This is a genomic window from Paradesulfitobacterium ferrireducens, from assembly GCF_017310645.1.
Lineage (GTDB): Bacteria > Bacillota > Desulfitobacteriia > Desulfitobacteriales > Desulfitobacteriaceae > Paradesulfitobacterium > Paradesulfitobacterium ferrireducens.
Genome location: NZ_JAFLRH010000044.1, coordinates 40,951 through 58,435 on the forward strand (window position 1 = coordinate 40,951; position 17,485 = coordinate 58,435).

Annotated in this window: 20 protein-coding genes; 14 read left to right on the forward strand and 6 right to left on the reverse strand. The window is 50.6% G+C overall.

What is annotated here, in order from left to right; translation table 11 throughout:
• Positions 1-31 precede the first annotated feature (31 nt).
• The 10 genes from J0X21_RS15095 (at position 32) to J0X21_RS15140 (ending at position 9,075) form a co-directional block, all read left to right on the forward strand.
• On the forward strand, positions 32-2,659 hold the full coding sequence (locus J0X21_RS15095; RefSeq protein ID WP_206813044.1) for a CBS domain-containing protein: 2,628 nt from the start codon (positions 32-34) through the stop codon (positions 2,657-2,659).
• Between the two features lie 73 nt (positions 2,660-2,732).
• On the forward strand, positions 2,733-3,383 hold the full coding sequence (locus tag J0X21_RS15100) for a site-2 protease family protein (protein ID WP_206813111.1): 651 nt from the start codon (positions 2,733-2,735) through the stop codon (positions 3,381-3,383).
• A 15-nt stretch (positions 3,384-3,398) separates the two neighbouring features.
• Positions 3,399-4,370 carry a tryptophan--tRNA ligase gene (gene trpS / locus J0X21_RS15105; RefSeq protein WP_206813045.1) on the forward strand — a complete coding sequence of 324 codons (972 nt, stop codon included), beginning with the start codon at positions 3,399-3,401 and terminating at the stop codon, positions 4,368-4,370.
• On the forward strand, positions 4,370-5,146 hold the full coding sequence (locus J0X21_RS15110) for a segregation and condensation protein A (protein WP_206813046.1): 777 nt from the start codon (positions 4,370-4,372) through the stop codon (positions 5,144-5,146). Before trpS ends, J0X21_RS15110 begins: the two co-directional genes overlap by 1 nt.
• A 22-nt stretch (positions 5,147-5,168) precedes the next feature.
• Positions 5,169-5,720, forward strand: coding sequence for an SMC-Scp complex subunit ScpB (gene scpB / locus J0X21_RS15115; protein ID WP_206813047.1), 552 nt, complete (start codon positions 5,169-5,171; stop codon positions 5,718-5,720).
• 182 nt (positions 5,721-5,902) lie between these two features.
• The gene (locus J0X21_RS15120; protein ID WP_206813048.1) at positions 5,903-6,550 is read left to right on the forward strand and encodes a DUF2953 domain-containing protein; all 648 of its coding nucleotides are present in this window, start codon (positions 5,903-5,905) and stop codon (positions 6,548-6,550) included.
• A gap of 5 nt (positions 6,551-6,555) precedes the next feature.
• Positions 6,556-7,011, forward strand: coding sequence for a GerW family sporulation protein (gene ytfJ / locus J0X21_RS15125; protein WP_206813049.1), 456 nt, complete (start codon positions 6,556-6,558; stop codon positions 7,009-7,011).
• Between the two features lie 112 nt (positions 7,012-7,123).
• Positions 7,124-7,711, forward strand: a complete 588-nt coding sequence (locus J0X21_RS15130) for a nucleoside recognition domain-containing protein (protein WP_206813050.1) — start codon at positions 7,124-7,126, stop codon at positions 7,709-7,711.
• On the forward strand, positions 7,708-8,247 hold the full coding sequence (locus tag J0X21_RS15135) for a spore maturation protein (RefSeq protein WP_206813051.1): 540 nt from the start codon (positions 7,708-7,710) through the stop codon (positions 8,245-8,247). The genes J0X21_RS15130 and J0X21_RS15135 overlap by 4 nt, the downstream gene beginning before the upstream one ends.
• Positions 8,248-8,325: 78 nt before the next feature.
• A complete protein-coding gene (locus tag J0X21_RS15140) occupies positions 8,326-9,075 on the forward strand; it encodes a pseudouridine synthase (protein ID WP_206813052.1) in 750 nt (249 codons plus the stop codon).
• On the opposite strand, the gene J0X21_RS15145 is transcribed toward J0X21_RS15140, so the two are convergent.
• Positions 9,072-9,584 carry a hypothetical protein gene (locus J0X21_RS15145; RefSeq protein WP_206813053.1) on the reverse strand — a complete coding sequence of 171 codons (513 nt, stop codon included), beginning with the start codon at positions 9,582-9,584 and terminating at the stop codon, positions 9,072-9,074. The genes J0X21_RS15140 and J0X21_RS15145 overlap by 4 nt on opposite strands.
• 379 nt (positions 9,585-9,963) lie before the next feature.
• On the opposite strand from J0X21_RS15145, the gene J0X21_RS15150 reads away from it, so the two are divergent.
• Together J0X21_RS15150 and J0X21_RS15155 are read left to right on the forward strand one after the other, a co-directional pair.
• Positions 9,964-11,112, forward strand: coding sequence for a permease (locus J0X21_RS15150; RefSeq protein ID WP_206813054.1), 1,149 nt, complete (start codon positions 9,964-9,966; stop codon positions 11,110-11,112).
• A 116-nt stretch (positions 11,113-11,228) separates the two neighbouring features.
• Positions 11,229-11,693 (forward strand): hypothetical protein, encoded by a 465-nt coding sequence (locus tag J0X21_RS15155; protein WP_206813055.1) that lies wholly within the window; start codon positions 11,229-11,231, stop codon positions 11,691-11,693.
• A 2-nt stretch (positions 11,694-11,695) separates the two neighbouring features.
• Here the strand turns inward: J0X21_RS15155 and fni are convergent, their stop codons facing one another.
• Positions 11,696-12,751 carry a type 2 isopentenyl-diphosphate Delta-isomerase gene (fni, locus tag J0X21_RS15160; protein WP_328813054.1) on the reverse strand — a complete coding sequence of 352 codons (1,056 nt, stop codon included), beginning with the start codon at positions 12,749-12,751 and terminating at the stop codon, positions 11,696-11,698.
• A gap of 52 nt (positions 12,752-12,803) precedes the next feature.
• Between fni and J0X21_RS15165 the strand changes: the two genes are divergently transcribed.
• Together J0X21_RS15165 and J0X21_RS15170 are read left to right on the forward strand one after the other, a co-directional pair.
• Complete coding sequence (locus J0X21_RS15165; protein ID WP_206813056.1) at positions 12,804-13,292, forward strand: pyridoxamine 5'-phosphate oxidase family protein; 489 nt, start codon at positions 12,804-12,806, stop codon at positions 13,290-13,292.
• A 36-nt stretch (positions 13,293-13,328) separates the two neighbouring features.
• On the forward strand, positions 13,329-14,333 hold the full coding sequence (locus J0X21_RS15170; RefSeq protein ID WP_206813057.1) for a 4Fe-4S binding protein: 1,005 nt from the start codon (positions 13,329-13,331) through the stop codon (positions 14,331-14,333).
• Here the strand turns inward: J0X21_RS15170 and J0X21_RS15175 are convergent.
• From J0X21_RS15175 to modB, 4 genes are all read right to left on the reverse strand, one after another.
• Complete coding sequence (locus J0X21_RS15175; RefSeq protein WP_206813058.1) at positions 14,330-14,866, reverse strand: nitroreductase family protein; 537 nt, start codon at positions 14,864-14,866, stop codon at positions 14,330-14,332. The two genes, J0X21_RS15170 and J0X21_RS15175, sit on opposite strands and share 4 nt — an antisense overlap.
• A gap of 211 nt (positions 14,867-15,077) precedes the next feature.
• Positions 15,078-15,374 carry a hypothetical protein gene (locus J0X21_RS15180; protein WP_206813059.1) on the reverse strand — a complete coding sequence of 99 codons (297 nt, stop codon included), beginning with the start codon at positions 15,372-15,374 and terminating at the stop codon, positions 15,078-15,080.
• Between the two features lie 39 nt (positions 15,375-15,413).
• Positions 15,414-16,508 carry a sulfate/molybdate ABC transporter ATP-binding protein gene (locus tag J0X21_RS15185; RefSeq protein WP_206813060.1) on the reverse strand — a complete coding sequence of 365 codons (1,095 nt, stop codon included), beginning with the start codon at positions 16,506-16,508 and terminating at the stop codon, positions 15,414-15,416.
• 38 nt (positions 16,509-16,546) lie between these two features.
• Complete coding sequence (modB, locus tag J0X21_RS15190; RefSeq protein WP_206813061.1) at positions 16,547-17,224, reverse strand: molybdate ABC transporter permease subunit; 678 nt, start codon at positions 17,222-17,224, stop codon at positions 16,547-16,549.
• Positions 17,225-17,485: the final 261 nt, after the last annotated feature.

Here is a 17,485-nt window from a genome sequence, read left to right on the forward strand (position 1 = left end):
TAATATTAAGAAATGCTTTAAGGACGGGTCTATGGATATCATTCTTTCCCACCGCCAACTGGATTTTGATGCCTTAGCGTCACTGGTGGCTGCCCAAAAACTTTATCCAAACAGTTTTTTTGTCATGGACGGAAAATCAAACCCATATGTCCAGGACTTCTTAGCCTTAGCCAAGGACCGGCTTCCTTTCAGGCGGGCGCAAAATGTGAATTTGGATGAAGTGACACGGGTAGTGCTGGTTGATACGCATGACCTGAAGCGCGCCGGGGGCCTGGGAGATAAGGTTGCCCGCCTGCCTGGAATTGAGCTGGAAGTGTTTGATCATCATCCCTATAACGGCACTCTCCAGCCGGGTTGGGTGATTGAGCCGGTGGGAGCCTGCACCACCTTACTGATTGAGCGCTTGTCGGGTTTGCGTCTTCCGTTAAGCGCGTTTGAAGCGACTTTAATGGCTTTGGGGATCTATGATGATACAGGGAGCCTGCTCTTTGAAAACACTACGGTGCGTGATGTCCGGGCTGTCGCTTATTTACTCGAGCAAGGCGCTAATTTAAGCGTGATCGCGGAGCTGCTGCGGAAGGGCTTATCAGAGGAACAAAAGGAGCTTTTGCAACAACTGCTCGATCAGGGGCGGACGGAAATATTTGACGGGGTTTCGGTCTACATTGCACAAGCCAGGAGCGAGGAATATATCGGAGGGCTGGCGCTCATTGCCCATCGGGTGGGAGAGCTGGAGGGAGCTGACACCTGGTTTTTACTGGTACAGATGGAAAACCGGCTCTATCTGGTTGCCCGTTCGCGCGGCAAAGGGTTGGCAGTCCATGAAATCGTGCAGGTCTTTGGCGGTTCCGGACATCCCAAGGCTGCGTCTGCTACGTTAAAAGGGATGGATGCCGAAAGTGTCTTGGAGCGGCTGCGCTCCGAGATTCGGAGCCGGGTGCGCCGCCCGTATATGGCCGGGGATATGATGAGTTTTCCGGTAAAGGCTGTCGCGGCCGAGACCAAGCTGGCGGATGTGGAGCAGATCCTGCTCAAATACGGGCATACCGGTGTTCCGGTTGTAGATCAGGAACGCAAAGTGATTGGTATTATCTCGCGCCGGGATGTGGAAAAGGCCTTGCAGCACGGACTGGAACATGCTCCGGTTAAAGGATTTATGACCTCGGACGTCATCAGCGTGCATCCGAGTACCCCCTTGGAGGAAATCCAGAGATTAATGGTTCAGCATGACATCGGGCGGGTTCCGGTCGTAGATCATGGGAAAGTGGTTGGGATCGTCTCGCGTTCGGATGTCTTGCGCATTATCCACGGCAGTGCCGTCCCGATTGAATCTGCTTTAGCCCGCCAGCGCAGCCAGGCCATGCGTGAAGATATTATGGCTCTTTTCGAACGGCTGCCGGCGACATTGACTGCTATCATCGGACTGGTGCGCGAGGTAGCGCAGGAGCAAGAGTGTTCCGTCTATCTGGTAGGCGGGTTTGTGCGCGATCTTTTATTACTCAGACCCAGCCAGGATCTGGATTTTGTGGTCGAAGGCAGCGGCCTGCGCTTCGCCCGGGCGCTTCTGCGGCGCTTGCCGCAAGGAGAGCTGACCCTGCATTCGGAATTCGGAACGGCGCGCATTTCCTTTGCGGACGGAACACATTTGGATGTTGCCAGCACGCGCTGGGAGTATTATGCTTTCCCGGGTGCACTGCCTCAGGTAGAAGAGTCGTGCCTCAGGGATGATTTATTCCGCCGTGATTTTACGATTAATTCCATGGCCATTGCTTTAAGTGGAGAACGTTACGGAGAGTTAATAGATTATTATGGCGGCTTGCGCGATTTGCAGCAAGGGGAAATCCGGCTCTTGCACAACTTGAGCTTTATCGACGATCCCACGCGTATGCTGCGTGCCCATCGTTTTGGCGGCCGCTATGGCTTTAAGCTCGCTAAAGAAACAGTGGATGCCGTGCACACGGCCTTAGACGCCGGTGTCCTGCAAAAGCTTAGCATGGAGCGGTTTACGGATGAATTTATGCTTATTTTTCAGGAAGAGAACTATACCGGGATTGTAAGGGTTCTTCAGGAATCGAAAGTTTTGGATGCCTGGTTTGAGAGGAAGCTGCCCTGGAATACTGACAAAGAAAATAACTCAGAGCTGACTGAAGAAGAAATAACTACTAAGATAGAAGGTAAAAGCGAGAAAGTTGGGAACGTTAAAACGATCTGTCATTGGCTCAAAACTTTAAGCAAAATGAACCAGGCAGAGATTGAGCATGTCCTCGGAAGATTACGCCTAAGCCGGGAAATACGTGCCCGTACCCTGGAGTACGCACGCTTGCGCTCTGAATTAAAGAAGGGGCCGCTCACTTTAAGCGAAATGGATGTTAAACTGTCACATACTCCGTCCTGGCTGGTGGATTTGCTGGAACTTGACCAAGAACTAAGAACCGCTTTGCAGGGTTATAAGCATGCGTTAGCGAACTTAAAGATGAATCTTGATGGTCATGCTCTGCTTTCCCTGGGGGTCAAAGAAGGACCGGCTGTCGGGAAAATGCTTCAGCGTGTCCGCCGGGCATGGCTTGAAGGAAAGATTAAAACTCCGGCAGAGGAACAGAATTATGTGGCCAAGCTATTGAAGGAGACTTCATTCAGAGGGGGATTCAACCCCCGCTGAATGTTAGTATAGAAGAATCGGGATCTGACCGGAATTCGCTTTAAGAATTCCACAGGAAAGGAATGGAGTGAATTTGTTCAATTTTGACCTTCCAAGTTTGATTGCGAATGTTCCCGCGCTTTTGATCGGGTTTGCCTTTCATGAATTTGCCCATGCCTGGATGGCTGACCGTTTAGGCGATCCCACGCCCCGTCTGACCGGGAGGCTCACTCTCAACCCGGTGGCGCATCTGGATATTTTCGGAACTCTGATGGCCCTTTTTTACCGCTTTGGCTGGGCTAAGCCAGTACTGATCAATCCCAACAACTTTCGCGGCAATCCGCTCCGGAGCGAGATGCTCGTAGCTTTAGCAGGGCCGGTTATGAATTTGCTGATTGCATTTGTCAGTATGCTATTGTGGGTTCTGACCCTCCACTGGTTGTATGGTACGAGCTGGGCCCCGGTGATATCTGAAGTCTTTATGGCAATCGTATTTATGAACTTGGGGCTCGGGGTTTTTAATCTAATTCCGATCCCGCCTTTGGACGGATTTTCTGTGGTCGGCGGCATACTGCCCAGCCGCTTTGCCGGACATTTTTGGGCCATCAAACAATATGGGATGTTCATTCTAATCTTCTTCTTGTTTACCAATGTCCTGGGAAGGATTATCAGCCCTGCGGTTATGTTTCTCTTTAACCTCTATCAAACGGTCACGGTGCTTATTCTATCGCCGTTATTAAAATAAAGGAAGTGAATTTCCATGCCAAGAATACTCAGCGGAATGCGGCCGACAGGCTCTTTGCACATCGGACATTTGAGTGTGATTCAAAACTGGGTTGCCCTGCAAGCCCAGTACGAAAGTTATTTTGCGATTGCGGATTGGCATGCCTTGACGACGGGTTATGCCGATGCCTTGGATTTGCCGGCTTTGCGGAGGGAGATTGCGCTTGACTGGCTTAGTGTCGGGATTGACCCGGAACAAAGTGCGGTCTTTATTCAATCACACGTGCTCGAACATGCGGAGCTTCACTTGCTTTTTTCCATGTTTACTCCCTTATCCTGGCTGGAACGCGTGCCCACGTACAAGGACCAAATCCAGCAACTGGGCCAGGAAGGAAAAGATATTTCCACCTATGGTTTCCTGGGTTACCCTCTGCTCCAGGCTGCCGATATTTTGATATATAAAGCGGACGCAGTGCCGGTCGGGGAGGACCAGATTCCGCATGTGGAGCTGACCCGGGAGGTCGCCCGCAGGTTCAACTATATGTATGAGCCGGTTTTCCCGGAACCGAAGGCTTTAATCGGCAAAGTCCCGCTCCTTCCGGGAGTGGACGGGCGCAAGATGAGTAAAAGCTATAACAATGCGATTTCTTTGGCCGCCTCCCCGGAAGAGATTTGGACGCGGGTGCAGCAAATGATTACCGATCCGGCCCGCCTGCGCAAGGATGACCCGGGGCATCCGGAAGTGTGCATCGTGCACAAGTTCCATGAGATATACACTCCGGAAATTGAGGAAGTCCGGGAGAATTGCCGCGGGGGGAAAATCGGGTGTGTTGCGTGCAAGAAGAATTTAGCGGCGAACTTGGATAAACTTCTGGCTCCCATCAGGGAAAGGCGTCTTTATTGGGCTGACGGAAAACGCGTGGACAAAGTCTTACAAGAAGGAGCGGAAAAAGCGCGGGTGACTGCGCAGGAGACTATGAAGGAAGTTCGCCAAGCGATGGGTGTATAATGGAAGAGGGACACCGCCTGCCATATGTAGAACTCCCTGCTTTTCAAGGACCTTTGGATTTGCTCTTGCACTTGATTCAGCAGGAAAAAGTAGATATATGGGATATCCCCATTGCCCGTATTGCCGACCAGTTTGTGGAGGTGGTACGGGAAATGGAAAATTTGGATATGGAAGTGACCAGTGAATTTCTGGTCTTAGCTGCCCAGCTTTTGTACCTCAAATCCTTATATCTTCTTCCCAAACCTAAACCTGAAAAAGAAGAAACAGAGGAAGAAGATCCCAGGCGGGAGCTGCTGGAAAGACTGCTGGCTTACCGCTCGTTTAAGCAGGCTGCTGAGGTCCTAGCCTCGTATGAGTCAGCCTCCGGACACCCTTACTTTCGGGAAATCGATGTGGAAGAGATCATCTCATCCTTTTCCTCAAAAGAAGATCCCCTGACCGAAGTGGGGTTTGGAGATTTGTTAGAAGCTTTCAGACGCGTGTTCGAGCGGGCAGAGCAGGGTGAGGAAATCCAGCGCATCGCTCCGGAGGCAATCACCATTGAGGAAATGGCCCAGGATGTGCTCCGGCGCGTTGTCCTTCATGCCAAAGGGATTCGTTTTCAGGAGCTTTTACGTTTTAATTCCCGTCTGGAGATCGTGATGGCCTTCTTATCGGTGCTTGAGCTCTTAAAAGCAGGGAAAATCCGGGCGGAGCAACCTTCGGTACGGAGTGAGATCACCGTTTTTCCAACAGAAACGGCCTTGCAGGATCTGGATGAGGATAATAGTAAATAGCAAGTAGATTGGAGTATGTAGGATGCTCTTTCGCGAGAAAGAAATGGCGGCATTGGAAGCTCTATTGTTCGTGGCCAAAGATCCTTTAACCATAGAAACCTTGGCCGAACTTGTGGATTTAGCGCCTCATGAGGCGGCTGAACTGGTTCAGGAATTAGAACAGAAGTATAAAGCTTCAGAACATGGGCTGGCCCTTATCCGGATCAATGATGGCTTTAAGCTTGGCACCAAGCCGGAACTGGCGCCATATATTGAAGCCTTGTACAAACAGCCTGCGCAGGGTCTGTCTGCGGCAGCCCTTGAGGTTCTTTCCATTATCGCTTATAAACAGCCCACGACCAGGGGGGAAATTGATTTTCTGCGCGGGGTTCAGTCTGACCGGGCGGTTGCAACCTTGGTTGAAAAAGGGTTGGTCAAAGAGGTAGGACGTAAAGACGGGCCAGGGCGTCCGGTCTTGTTCGGAACGACGGAACAGTTTCTCGTGCACTTTGGTTTAAGTTCACTGTCTGAGTTGCCGAGCTTGGACACGGAGGCCTTTGCTGAAAGTGCCGGTACGGCTGAGGAAGAAGAGTAGATTCTGCCTTGAAGATAGCCGGCAAGCACCTTTGCGTAAATTCCAAATATGAAATATACCGGGGATTACCCGGTATATTTTTTCTTATAATGGGAAGATTAAAATTTCAGAGCCTGACTTCTGACTCCAGACTCCTGATTTCTGACTCCTTGACACCTGACTTCTGTATCCGAGGTGGTTGTGTGCGCTTCTTGGCGTTCCTCATCGCCCTTTTTCTGTGGTTAGCCCTGGTGCTGGCGCTGCGAGCGGTGGTTGATTTCCGTTACCGCAGAATTGAAGAATATGATCATATCGAGCTGGAATTAAGTGTGCTGCGAGGGGTTTGGAAGTTTCACATGGAAATCCCTACGGTCCAATTAGAGTGGGAAAAAGGACCTGAGCTTGAAGCAAAACAAACGGTCAGTTCTGCCGTTGTGGGCAAGCGCAAAACGAAAACCAAAATGCGCGTGCGCCGGTTTCATGAGCACTTCTTTTTCCGGTTCTGGCCCCGTTTTCCCTATTTCTTGGCCAAGCTGCAGCAGGCAAAAGCTCGTTTTTACCGGGGGATACATTGTACGGCTTTAGAATGGCGCATATGTATAGGCTTTAAAGATCCGGCCCAAACCGGACTGGCCGCAGGCGCTTTCTGGTCCTTGATTGGATACTCACTGGCCAGGCTTTACCATCAAATTAAAGTTGAAGTGAGACGACCGGTATTAGAGGTGGTTCCGGATTTTCAGAAACCCGGTTTTACCTGTGACGTTCATTGCATATTCAAGCTGCGAATAGGCCATATTATTTTTGCCGGATTAAATTTGGCACGGACTCTGGTGCGTGAATTAAGGGGGTAGACGGGATGGGGAATCATCCAATTGAAGCTCTGATGAAGACAGCGATGGAGAGCATCCAACAGATAGTGGATGTCAATACGATTGTAGGAGATGCGGTCGAAACTCCGGACGGCTCTGTGATTATTCCGGTTTCCAGAGTGGCTTGCGGCTTTGCTGCCGGCGGCAGTGAGTTTCCGCCACCCGAAGGACATAAAGGGAATGGGGACTCTGAGGAAAATGACAAGACTTCCTTACCCTTCGGCGGGGGCAGCGGCGCCGGGGTGTCCGTTCAGCCGGTCGGCTTCCTGGTAGTTGGGAACGGCCAGGTAAGACTATTGCCGGTTGAAGGGAATGTGGTGGTAGACCGGATCATTGACGCTGTTCCTGATCTTTTAGATAAAGTAGCCGGGATGTTTAAGAAAAAAGAAAAACATGATGAAATAGATGATGTGATTAGCGTCGAAGATAAAGATTTAAACTGATGTAAAGTAAAAATAAACTTGACAAAGACCGGTTGCAAGAATTGATGCACCCGGTCTTTTGTATTCTAATCCCATCCCGCCGGTCATAAATTTGAGACGAGGGGGATGGAAGATGGTTAATCTTATTTGGCTTGTGATGCTGGCGACTGGGATTATCGTAGCGGCTATGACCGGGCGCATCGATACGGTGACCACCTCAGCCATGAAAGCAGCGGAGCTGGGGGTTGAAGTGGCAATCGAATTAATCGGGGTAATGAGCTTATGGCTGGGACTCATGCGCTTGGCGGAGGAAGCAGGGTTTATCCGCCTGGTCGCCCGCCTTTTCGGACCGGCTATCCGCAGGCTGTTTCCGTCCCTGAAGCCCGAAAGCCCGGCTTTAGGGGCGATTATTATGAATTTAAGCGCCAATGTCCTGGGCCTGGGCAATGCAGCCACGCCTTTCGGCTTGAAAGCCATGCAGGAATTGCAAAAGGAAAACCCGAACCCGGAAGTGGCGAGTCCGGCCATGATTACTTTTCTCGCCCTCAATACCTCTTGCATCACTCTGGTCCCGGCCACAATCATCGGTGTCAGGCTGAAAGCCAATTCCCTCAACCCGACTGAGATTATCGGCACGACCATCTTTGCCACCGGGTGTGCAATGACGGTCGCCATTCTAGCCGATTTTATCTTCAGGCACAGGCAGAGGAGGAGGCCATGAGTATTATCGCCGAAATCTCACGCTGGGCTATTCCGTTGCTGCTATTATTAATTCCGGTCTTGGCCTACCTGCGCAAAGTCCCGGTTTATGAATCTTTTGTGGCCGGAGCAGAAGACGGTTTCAAAACCGGAGTGCGCATCCTCCCGTTTTTGATCGGGATGCTGGTTTCAATTCGGGTATTTATTGATTCCGGAGCATTGGACCTTTTAGCCCGTTTGCTGGCACCGGTCTTTAATTATTTTGGCCTCGATTCCAATCTGACCGCCATCATACCCTTAGCGATTCTCAGGCCTTTGAGCGGTTCCGGAGCCTTAGGGGTGGCGACCCAGCTCATTAATCAGTATGGCCCGGATTCCCTGATCGGACGCTTGGCTTCCACTTTACAGGGAAGTACGGATACGACCTTCTTTGTACTGACGGTGTATTTCGGTTCGGTAGGAATCCGCAAATACCGCTATGCGCTTAAAGTCGGGCTATTGGCGGATTTAGTCGGGTTGATCGCTTCCATCTGGATTGTGCACCGGGTCTTTTCATGACTAATTCTCGGTACATGCTTAGGTGAGCTCCTGTGGTATAATATGGTTAGATAAGAGAGCAGACAGGAGTTGAATCCTTTGCCAGACTCAGATAATAAGCCTGAGCGTCTCCAAAAAGTGCTGGCTCAGGCCGGAATTTCTTCCCGCCGTCATGCCGAAAAGCTCATACTGGGCGGTCATGTCACGGTCAACGGGGAAAAAATTGTCACCCTGGGGAGCAAAGTCAACCCGCATGATCAGATTGCGGTTAACGGGAAATTCATAAAAAAAAGCCATGAACTGCATTACTACATCCTCAATAAGCCGGTTGGGGTCATTACCAGTGCCAGCGATCCCCGGGGAAGAAAAACCGTTCTAGATTTGTTCGGGGATGCACCCGCGCGCCTCTTTCCGGTGGGCAGGCTGGATTATGACACCTCTGGTTTGCTCGTGCTGACGAATGACGGGAATTTGGCCTTTCGGCTGACGCACCCGCGCTATGGAGTGAATAAGACTTACCAGGTGTGGCTGCCTGGACCGGTGAGTGAAAAAGCTGTCACTCAATTAAAAGAAGGGGTAGAACTGGAAGACGGCAAAACTGCCCCGGCCTTGGTCAAACGGCTAAAGCCCGCCATGAAAGGCGGGCTGGAATTACTCGAAATTACGATTCATGAAGGGAGAAACCGTCAAATCCGGCGTATGTGTGAGGCGGCAGGGTATCCCGTGGCTAAGCTTAAACGCGTGCGCTTCGGACCGTTGGTTCTGGATGCCGGGCTAAAACCCGGGGAATATCGAAAGCTGAATGACCGCGAAGTACGCCTGCTCAAACAGGAAGTCGGGCTTCTTTAGTGAGCGGGATGAAGCGGGTGATCAATTTCTTTATTCCATTTCTCTATATCCCGCCCGCCGAATTTCTGCAGGGCATTGGCAACCGAGTTGACTTTTTCATGTTCTGTCGTGATCAGAACCAAGTAGTGCCCCGTGCGCACCTCATGCTCATAATGGCGCGCCCTCTCTGCGGACAAGCCATAGCTTAAGAGAGCTTCCACCAATCCTTCCCCATGGGGCCTTTTCATTAATTCGTTGGCCAAAGGCCCGGCGGCAACTACCTCTCCCAAATTCGGGACTTCCATCGGAGGCGCTTGAACCAGCCAAGAATTAAAGCGGTCCAGATTGACTTCCGGAGGGTAAAGGTTTAATTCGGCGGCAAATTCTTCCTGAAAACTTCCCTGGTGGATATATTCTGTACGCACTAATACGGAAATCTTACTGTTCGCGAGGGATTCTCCCTGGATCTCTTCCACAGCTTCCTTGGTTTGTTGTGGGCTTTTGAAAATAGCAGTTACCGTTCTCTCCATCGGTGTTCCTCCTTGAGCCTTTTTGTTAGTATGTGCAGGAAAATTGTACTTAACCCATTTTGCTTCTATCGCCGGTTCCGGGCCGATCCTTGGTCCGACGATTGCCAAGATTTCTTGGGACCTGCGGCCCAGGCTCTGACTTCACTGGTGCCCTTGTCGGACTTGAAGGTGGAAGTTAATCGGTTATCTTCCTTACGTTCTTTCTACGCTTTAAATTGATCCTGCATAGAGAGATGTGTTAGTAATGACACGTCTCTTTTGATTACAAATGCCTAAAAAAACCTCTTGAAGGAGCTTGAGCGTTTATAATATAATGATAATAGTTAATATAAGTCATAAGTTATAATTGGTTGTACTTTTACTGAAAGAGGAGAAATACATGGATCAAAATATTTTAAGACCCGACGTTAAATCGAAACAAACCGTTAAACAAACACAGGTGCATAAAGCCCACCCATATCTCATACCTGTCTTAATATTTATGGCTATTTTTCTTGTCGGGGCCTGGTATGTCAAATGGTATCCATATTATCATAAGGCTCTTATCGCTGCAACAGAGCATTCGCTGGGGGCGTCCATCGTCTCCGGACAGGCAGCAACACCGCCTGCTCCTTCCTGGTCTGCGGCGTGGAGTTACACCATCACCTATTTTAAGTCGGTATGGAAAGCTGTTATTCTTGGGCTGTTGCTTGGTTCTTTAGTTCAAGTCCTGCTTCCACAGCACTGGATTCAGAAAGTCTTTGGCAGCTCCGGCTTTAAAAGCACTGCTTTGGCAGGTCTGGCAGGCATGCCATCCATGATGTGTACCTGCTGTGCGGCTCCTGTAGCCGTCGGACTCCGAGAACGAAAAGCGTCAGTCGGGGCTGCGCTCGCATATTGGCTCGGTAATCCGGTGCTTAATCCGGCCACCATTATTTTTATGGGCTTTGTGCTATCTTGGGAGTTGGCTTTGGTCCGGATCTTTGGCGGAATAATTCTGGTTTTCGGAGTGAGTTATCTGGCCAATTATCTTGTAAACGCCCAGGAGAAGATCAAGGATATGCCACCGGACATGTTTGTAAACATGCCTGGAGTCATGAACGAAAAATTTAGATCCGTAGAAGCGGCTTCGGAGGAAAAAGGCAGTTTGCTTATGCGCTGGATTCGAGCCCTGTGGGCACTTATTCTTGACACGATTCCCGCATATGTCATTGTAGTAGTTTTACTGGGGGCAATCCGGGCCTGGTTATTTCCGGCTCTTGACCCGGAATGGGCAAACAGCATGATAGCCATTATCTTTTTTGCGCTTGGTGGGACGTTATTCATTATACCAACTGCGGCTGAAATCCCTATTGTTCAATCCCTCATGTCCTATGGCTTGGGTGTTGGCCCAGGGGTTGCTCTGCTCATGACCCTACCTGCCGTCAGCCTGCCTTCCCTGATTATGATTAAACGGGTATTTCCCATGAAGGTGATATTGTTTGTCGCAGGTGCGGTCGCCTTACTGGGAATTCTCACCGGCCTTAGTGCCATGCTTATTTTTGCGTAAATTGGTGTTCCCTTTCGTTTCGTGATGTCTGGGATATAATCAGAAGGAAAAAACAAGCTTTATGGAGAAATAATAACTCATGATAGGCGGTGTTATTTGAAGAGAGGGGAACGGAGATGAAAATAAGAATCGGAGATGAGGTGCTTACCGAGCACATCCGGGTGCGCATCCGCCTCGATTATCGGGGAGAGGCGAGATCAGGCCGTTTCTTTTTCGGAGGTAAGACGAAGGAAGAGATGGCAGAGGTCATGCGGGAAGAGCAGGTCAATCTCTTGCGCAATGTCCCCTTGCAAGGGGTTGTACTGGAGGATGTGGATCTGAGTTTGGATATTTATACTGTTACGGAAGACAACGGGCGTAAATTGCAGCAGTCTGCCTTTGCTCCGATTGTTCTTACGTTACGTGCTGAAAATATTGAAGATTTGCTGCCGTTGCTGCTCAAACCGGAATTTCGCAAGATTGAATTCCTAAGTCCGGAGAGTGTGAATATTCACCGTCTCGACCTTGAGAGAATACTCTATCGTTTCAGTCAATCGTTCCAACAGGAGCTCAAAGCTTTAGAACAAAAATACGCCCGCTAACTTTACCTGCGGGCGTAATGTTCATAAGGGATATCGCGTGTCCGCAGCCACTCGGCAGTGCGGCCGGTGATGACTACGGGTTTAAGGGCGAGATCTTCCAGGGTGCGCGCTCCGCTCATAAGCATTGTCCGGCGCAGTCCCGCAATAAGATGTTCAATCCATTGATTTAGGGCTTCTTCGGATTGCTCTATTAAAACTCGTAGAGGATGTCCTGCTATCCCCACGATTTTCGCACCTAAAGCCAAAGCAGCGGCTATTTCCAAAGGCTCGCTAAAGCCCCCGGAGGCAATAACCAGAGGCGGCAAGTTCAGACTCAATACTTCGAGCAAGCTAACGGCCGAGGTGAGTCCCCGAACCTCCGGTGATGCGTGGGCATGATCCGCGCGCAGGTGCTCAATCCGGACAAAATCAGTACCGCCGCTGCCCCCGATGTCTAAGCAGCTGACTCCGGCCCGCAAGAGGCGGCGGGCCGTTTCGTACCTGAGGCCAGAGCCCACTTCCTTAACGATCACCGGAACGGGGGAGGCTTTAACGACCTTTTTAATGTTGTCTGAGATTCCGCGGAAATCCCGGTCTCCTTCGGGCATCGCCAATTCTTGGGCCGTGTTCAGGTGAAGCTGGATGGCGTCAGCATCTATCATCTCGATGGCTGCCAAAGCCATTTCCGGGGTGGCTGTGGCACTTAAATTGGCGAAAAGCAATCCGTCCGGATTTTCCTCCCGGGCAATGGTATAAGTATCACGCACCTGAGGGTTATCCAGCCCCGCCCGTTGCGAGCCGACAGCCATGGCGATTCCATAGCGCCGGGCGGTGCGGGCCAGGCTTAAGTTTATGGCCTTTACCTTCGGGTGTCCGCCTGTGATCGCGTTGATTAACAGGGGAGCCTGGAGCTTTTTCTTAAATAGGGATAAGGATGGATCGATTTCGTCCAAACTAAGTTCAGGCAAGGCTTCATATACTAAAGAAATATCGCGGAAACCGTTCATACCCGGGTTCCAGGCCGTTTGAAGAGCCAACCTGATGTGGTCTAGTTTACGCTGTTCCCTGGAGATATAGATTTCCCCCTTTGCTTATAGCTGGTTTTAACGAATACTGAAGGAGATTCCGAGCATGGCCGAGTCCACGGTGGAACTTATTCTTAATTACATCGAGCAGCATACCACCCTGGTACTGGCAACGGTGGGTTCTGACGGAGTCTGGGCTACCCCGGTGTTTTATGTCAACCGTGGTTTTAAACTATATTTTTTGTCTGAGGCTAAGACGAAGCACAGCCGGAATTTGCAGCTTGATGAAATGATAGCGGCCGCTATCACTGAAGACTGTCAAGAATGGCAGACCATTCAAGGCTTACAGATTCAAGGGCGTGCGTACCTGGTGACATCTGCGGCAGAAAAGGCTTTGGCTTTGGCTGCTTATCTCCGCAAGTTTCCGGCTGTGCGCCATATTTTTGAAGCCCCGTCTCAGTTCAAAGGAGTAATTGCCGCGCGTTGGCATTGTATTGAGCCGGAGATTTTGCGTTTAACAGATAATTCCAAAGGGTTTGGCAGCCGTTTCGAATTAAACCTTAATAAAGGAGAGAACGCTTCCCAAAGCGAATAATAAAACGGAAAAAGAAATTCAGAATGAGGAATAACCATGCTAATCCAAATGATTCATCATCCGGGCAATTGCCTTAATCATAAAAAACCATATGCACAGCCGTGCCGGCTTTGTGTGGAAGCGTGCCCACACCGGGCAATTTCGGCGGGAATGGAGATTAATGCCCGCGCCTGCACGGAATGCGGTGCCTGTATGGCTGTCTGCCCCAGCGACGGCATGGTGGACCATACGGTTGACGCGTTCTATACTTATCTGGCGGGTGCGGACGAGATAAATCTCCATTGCCCGTTAGCCGTTCAAGCGGGTTTTGAAGTGCCTTGTCTTGGTCTTTTTGACCGGGACACATGGACAGGATTAATGGTATTGGCTGAGGAAAAGCCGGTAAAGATTTTTACAGGGGTGTGTTCTGAGTGTGAGGATAAAGCAGCCTGCGCTCAGAGTGTTAAATTGTTTAATACTCTTCATGCAGAGTGGCCGGAGCATGAGCCTCTTAAAATTATCGTGAAACCTGACAACGGTATCGAATCACTCCCCCAACCCACGGAACCCGAGGTACGCCCTATAGGATTAAGGGCGCGCGGCAAAGAAAAACTTGAAGAATTACTGCCGGGGCTCAAACGCGATGAAACTTACAACATTCCGCGGGCGCGGACTTGGCTACGGGAATTATTAAACCAACGTCCCCACACTCGTTTTCCGTTTTCCACCCTTTTGGTTGATGAATCCTGCACCAGTTGCGGCGTATGCGCTTTGATCTGTCCCCAGGGAGCCTTAAGCAAGCGGGAAGAGAACGGAAAATTGAAGTTGGTCTTTGAACCCTACCAATGCGTGCAGTGTGGACGCTGCGTGGAAACTTGCCGTCCCCAAGCCCTGAAGTTTACGGTTAAAATGATCTCCCCCCGCCTCTTCAGCGGCAAAATCAGGCTGCATGAAGGCAGCTCCCGTTATTGCAGCCGCTGCGGCAAGCAAATCTTCGACCATTCGGAGTTATGTATAGCCTGTGCCAGTGCCGGTCCGGAAAAACAAAACTTTTTTCTTTAAGTCCAGGCTTGTCCCCAGTGTTCGCCAAAGGCTATTTCTCCTAAAGCCTTGCGCGGACGGGGGCTTTTTTCTTGGGCGGGATACCCCAGCGGAGTGACTGCAATCACCCGGAAGTTGTCCGGTATTCCTAAGGCTGAGCGCATTTTGTCTTCGCTGAATAATCCCTGCCAGCAGGTGGCAAGCCCCTGAGCGGTGGCCGCCAGGATCAAATGCTCCATGGCTAAACCGGCATCGAGCATGTAGAAATCCTTACCTTCCCACACTTCGGACTCTTGGGGGTTAGCGCACAGAATAATATTTACCGGTGCTTCAAGCAGAGCCTTGCGTCCCGGATTGGTCTCCGGAAGGGCTTCCGCCACTCCCTGGCGTTTGTCAAGGCGGGTGACAACCATAAAGCGCCAGCACTGGAGGTTCTTCCAAGAGGGGGCGAGGCGTGCCGCCTCCAAGACTAGGGCGATTTTCTCCGGTTCCACTGGGTCCGGCTTATAGGACCGGATACTACGGCGGCGTTGGAGGGCTTCCATAAGATCCATGAGTTTTTCTCCTCTCTTTAGTAATTCCGGCAAGCTGCCTTGCCCGCTCACCACGCGCCGGAGCTGCTCACTTGTCGACTCAGCTACCGCGCCAAACCTCAGGGTATTACCTGAAGTAAACCGTGGCGCGGCTTAACGCTTCATCGACTGCGCTCACGACGCTCCTCTGCTCGAACGGTTCGCTCTGCAAGGCATCTTGCCTGGGGTTTATTTAGGACTGGCAGTCGCAATCGTCTCTATGTATATGGTGATGGCGATGCGTATGTTCCGGCTTGTGTTCCGGCTTCTTGGTTGTGCTTTCGCGGAGCAGCTGTTTGGCCAAACTATCTGTATGGGCGATGGGTGCTTGCTGTACCTCCTGGGCCAGGGCCAGAACCTCACGGATTTCTTCCTTAGGGATTCCTTGGGACTGGGCTTCAGTGATGGCTGCCCGCAGTGCGGTCATGGCATTGGCCGCTGTCGCAGCGGCAATTTGAGCAATAACGACGGTACGTTGATCTAATTTCATTCAAATTCTCCTTCTAATTTTTTGTCGGTAAGATTTTCCTTAATGGGTTAAGGCAAAAAGCTTATCGGGCGGGAGATAGAGATAAGGCGGATCGGCCCCAAGTCTGTGACCGGGAACTTCAATCTGGATTGCTTCACCGTCTCTCTTCCCTAAAGGGGTAACGAATAAGGTGTGGGACTGAACCCCCCGAATCTGGTTTATGATTTCAATCGGAAAAGTGTTAGGCAAACCCGGTTCGGGTCCGGAGAGAAGCACGGCTTCCACCGGCCGGATTCCCAGCCAGACTTTAGATGGAGCAAGTGTTGCCGCCGCCTCGGGCAGACTATGAATAATCAGTTCCTCGTTTAAGGCAGGGACATACACCGTTCCTCCGGAAGTACCAGTATTTATGACTTCACCTTCCCACAGGTTTTTGGCTCCTACTTTGCGGGCTACTTCCAAGGTTTGCGGCCGCCGCAGAAGTTCTTCCTTCGGTCCAAGCTGCAAGACTTTTCCCTGTTCGATAATAACAAGCTTATCACAGAGACGGTATGCTTCCTCCAAGTTATGAGTGACGAGAATATAGGGTACATTATGGGAGGAACGGAAACGCAGGACCAAAGCTTCAAGCTCGCCGCGCAGTTCAGCATCCAGAGCGGAAAAGGGCTCGTCCAGTAAGAGCAGGTCAGGGTCGGCCGCCAAAGCTCTCATGAGCGCAACCCGCTGCTGTTGCCCGCCGGAAAGCTGAGAAGGATAGCGTGAGGCGTGTTCGGTGAGGCGGATCTCCTCCAGGAGTTTATGGATTCGCTCTTTGCGCTTTACTCCTTTCAGAGTGCGCGCAAGAGCATAAGAAATATTCTCGGCCACGGTCATGTGAGGAAAGAGCGCGTAATGCTGAAAGACATACCCAATACGGCGCTGCTGGGGCGGGGCATCAAAACCTTTATCACTGTCAAAAAGAAAGCGGCCCTTAAGAGAAATGACCCCATGTTCCGGTTTGATGAGTCCGGCAATGGCTCTTAAGCTCATACTTTTCCCGCTGCCGGAGGGACCGAGGATCCCCAGAGTCTCTCCTTCATTCAAAATAAGATCCAGCTCAAGATTAAAAGAGTATAAGGTTTTCTTAAACTTAGCCTGGAAGATGGGTAAACTCATGAAGCCAGCCCTTTCAATAGATTATGCATTGACTAATACTACACATTACGGTCGTGCTCGTGATGAACCTTTTGTTCCAAACGGTAGAGCAAAAAGAGAACGATGATAGCCACGGCGGTCATGATCAGAGCCAAAAAGTTGGCTTGAACGATGTCTCCGGACATCATGGCATCGTAAACAGCGATGGACATGGTCTGAGTGACTCCCGGAATATTTCCTGCCACCATAAGGGTCGCGCCGAAGTCGCCCATGGCCCGTGCGAAAGCTAAGGCCACCCCGGATATTATTCCACGCCAAGACAAGGGCAACACGATCGTCCAGAAAACATGCCAGTTGCTGTGTCCCAGCAAGCGGGCGGCAGCGATTAGGTCAGGCGAGACATGACTCATAGCATTGCGAATGGCGGAAATGAGCAGGGGAAAGGATACAATCGAAGAGGCCAAGACAGCACCTTGCCAGGAAAAAACCAGTGTTTTCCCCGTGAGTTGCTCATAGAGTTGTCCAATCGCACTTTGGCGACCGACCAGTACCAACAGATAATAGCCCAGTACCGTCGGCGGCAAGATTAGGGGAAGAGTAGTCAGGGAATTAAACCATTTTATCAGGGGATGATGATACTGGGTAAATGCCCAGGCTAAAGGTACTGCGGCAATCAGACCGAGTAGGGTCGCGAAAAAGGCTACTTTTAAAGATAAATAAAGAGGAAACAGAGTCATAAGTTTTCTCCCGAGATATTATTTGATACTATTCTGGTAGTCAGAATTCAGTAGTCAGTAGTCAGTAGGAATTTCTGCATTCCTTCAGCGCAGTTAAACTCTTTATTCTGCACAAAAATGATTCTGACTCCTGGCTCCTGAGTACTGAGTACTGAGTACTCAGTACTCAGTACTTACATTATAGCACACCCATGATGGCCACCGTAGAGAATCAGCAGGTCTTAATGATAAGTTTTACCAAATCCCGTATCCTAAATGTCG

Excerpts from the sequence above, each read along its gene's own strand:
- J0X21_RS15095 (WP_206813044.1), top strand. The coding sequence starts at position 32 with ATGGATATCATTCTTTCCCACCGCCAACTGGATTTTGATGCCTTAGCG.
- trpS (WP_206813045.1), top strand. The coding sequence starts at position 3,399 with ATGCCAAGAATACTCAGCGGAATGCGGCCGACAGGCTCTTTGCACATC.
- J0X21_RS15110 (WP_206813046.1), top strand. The coding sequence starts at position 4,370 with ATGGAAGAGGGACACCGCCTGCCATATGTAGAACTCCCTGCTTTTCAA.
- scpB (WP_206813047.1), top strand. The coding sequence starts at position 5,169 with ATGCTCTTTCGCGAGAAAGAAATGGCGGCATTGGAAGCTCTATTGTTC.
- ytfJ (WP_206813049.1), top strand. The coding sequence starts at position 6,556 with ATGGGGAATCATCCAATTGAAGCTCTGATGAAGACAGCGATGGAGAGC.
- J0X21_RS15130 (WP_206813050.1), top strand. The coding sequence starts at position 7,124 with ATGGTTAATCTTATTTGGCTTGTGATGCTGGCGACTGGGATTATCGTA.
- J0X21_RS15135 (WP_206813051.1), top strand. The coding sequence starts at position 7,708 with ATGAGTATTATCGCCGAAATCTCACGCTGGGCTATTCCGTTGCTGCTA.
- J0X21_RS15145 (WP_206813053.1), bottom strand. The coding sequence starts at position 9,584 with ATGGAGAGAACGGTAACTGCTATTTTCAAAAGCCCACAACAAACCAAG.
- J0X21_RS15150 (WP_206813054.1), top strand. The coding sequence starts at position 9,964 with ATGGATCAAAATATTTTAAGACCCGACGTTAAATCGAAACAAACCGTT.
- J0X21_RS15155 (WP_206813055.1), top strand. The coding sequence starts at position 11,229 with ATGAAAATAAGAATCGGAGATGAGGTGCTTACCGAGCACATCCGGGTG.
- J0X21_RS15165 (WP_206813056.1), top strand. The coding sequence starts at position 12,804 with ATGGCCGAGTCCACGGTGGAACTTATTCTTAATTACATCGAGCAGCAT.
- J0X21_RS15170 (WP_206813057.1), top strand. The coding sequence starts at position 13,329 with ATGCTAATCCAAATGATTCATCATCCGGGCAATTGCCTTAATCATAAA.
- J0X21_RS15175 (WP_206813058.1), bottom strand. The coding sequence starts at position 14,866 with ATGGATCTTATGGAAGCCCTCCAACGCCGCCGTAGTATCCGGTCCTAT.
- J0X21_RS15180 (WP_206813059.1), bottom strand. The coding sequence starts at position 15,374 with ATGAAATTAGATCAACGTACCGTCGTTATTGCTCAAATTGCCGCTGCG.
- J0X21_RS15185 (WP_206813060.1), bottom strand. The coding sequence starts at position 16,508 with ATGAGTTTACCCATCTTCCAGGCTAAGTTTAAGAAAACCTTATACTCT.
- modB (WP_206813061.1), bottom strand. The coding sequence starts at position 17,224 with ATGACTCTGTTTCCTCTTTATTTATCTTTAAAAGTAGCCTTTTTCGCG.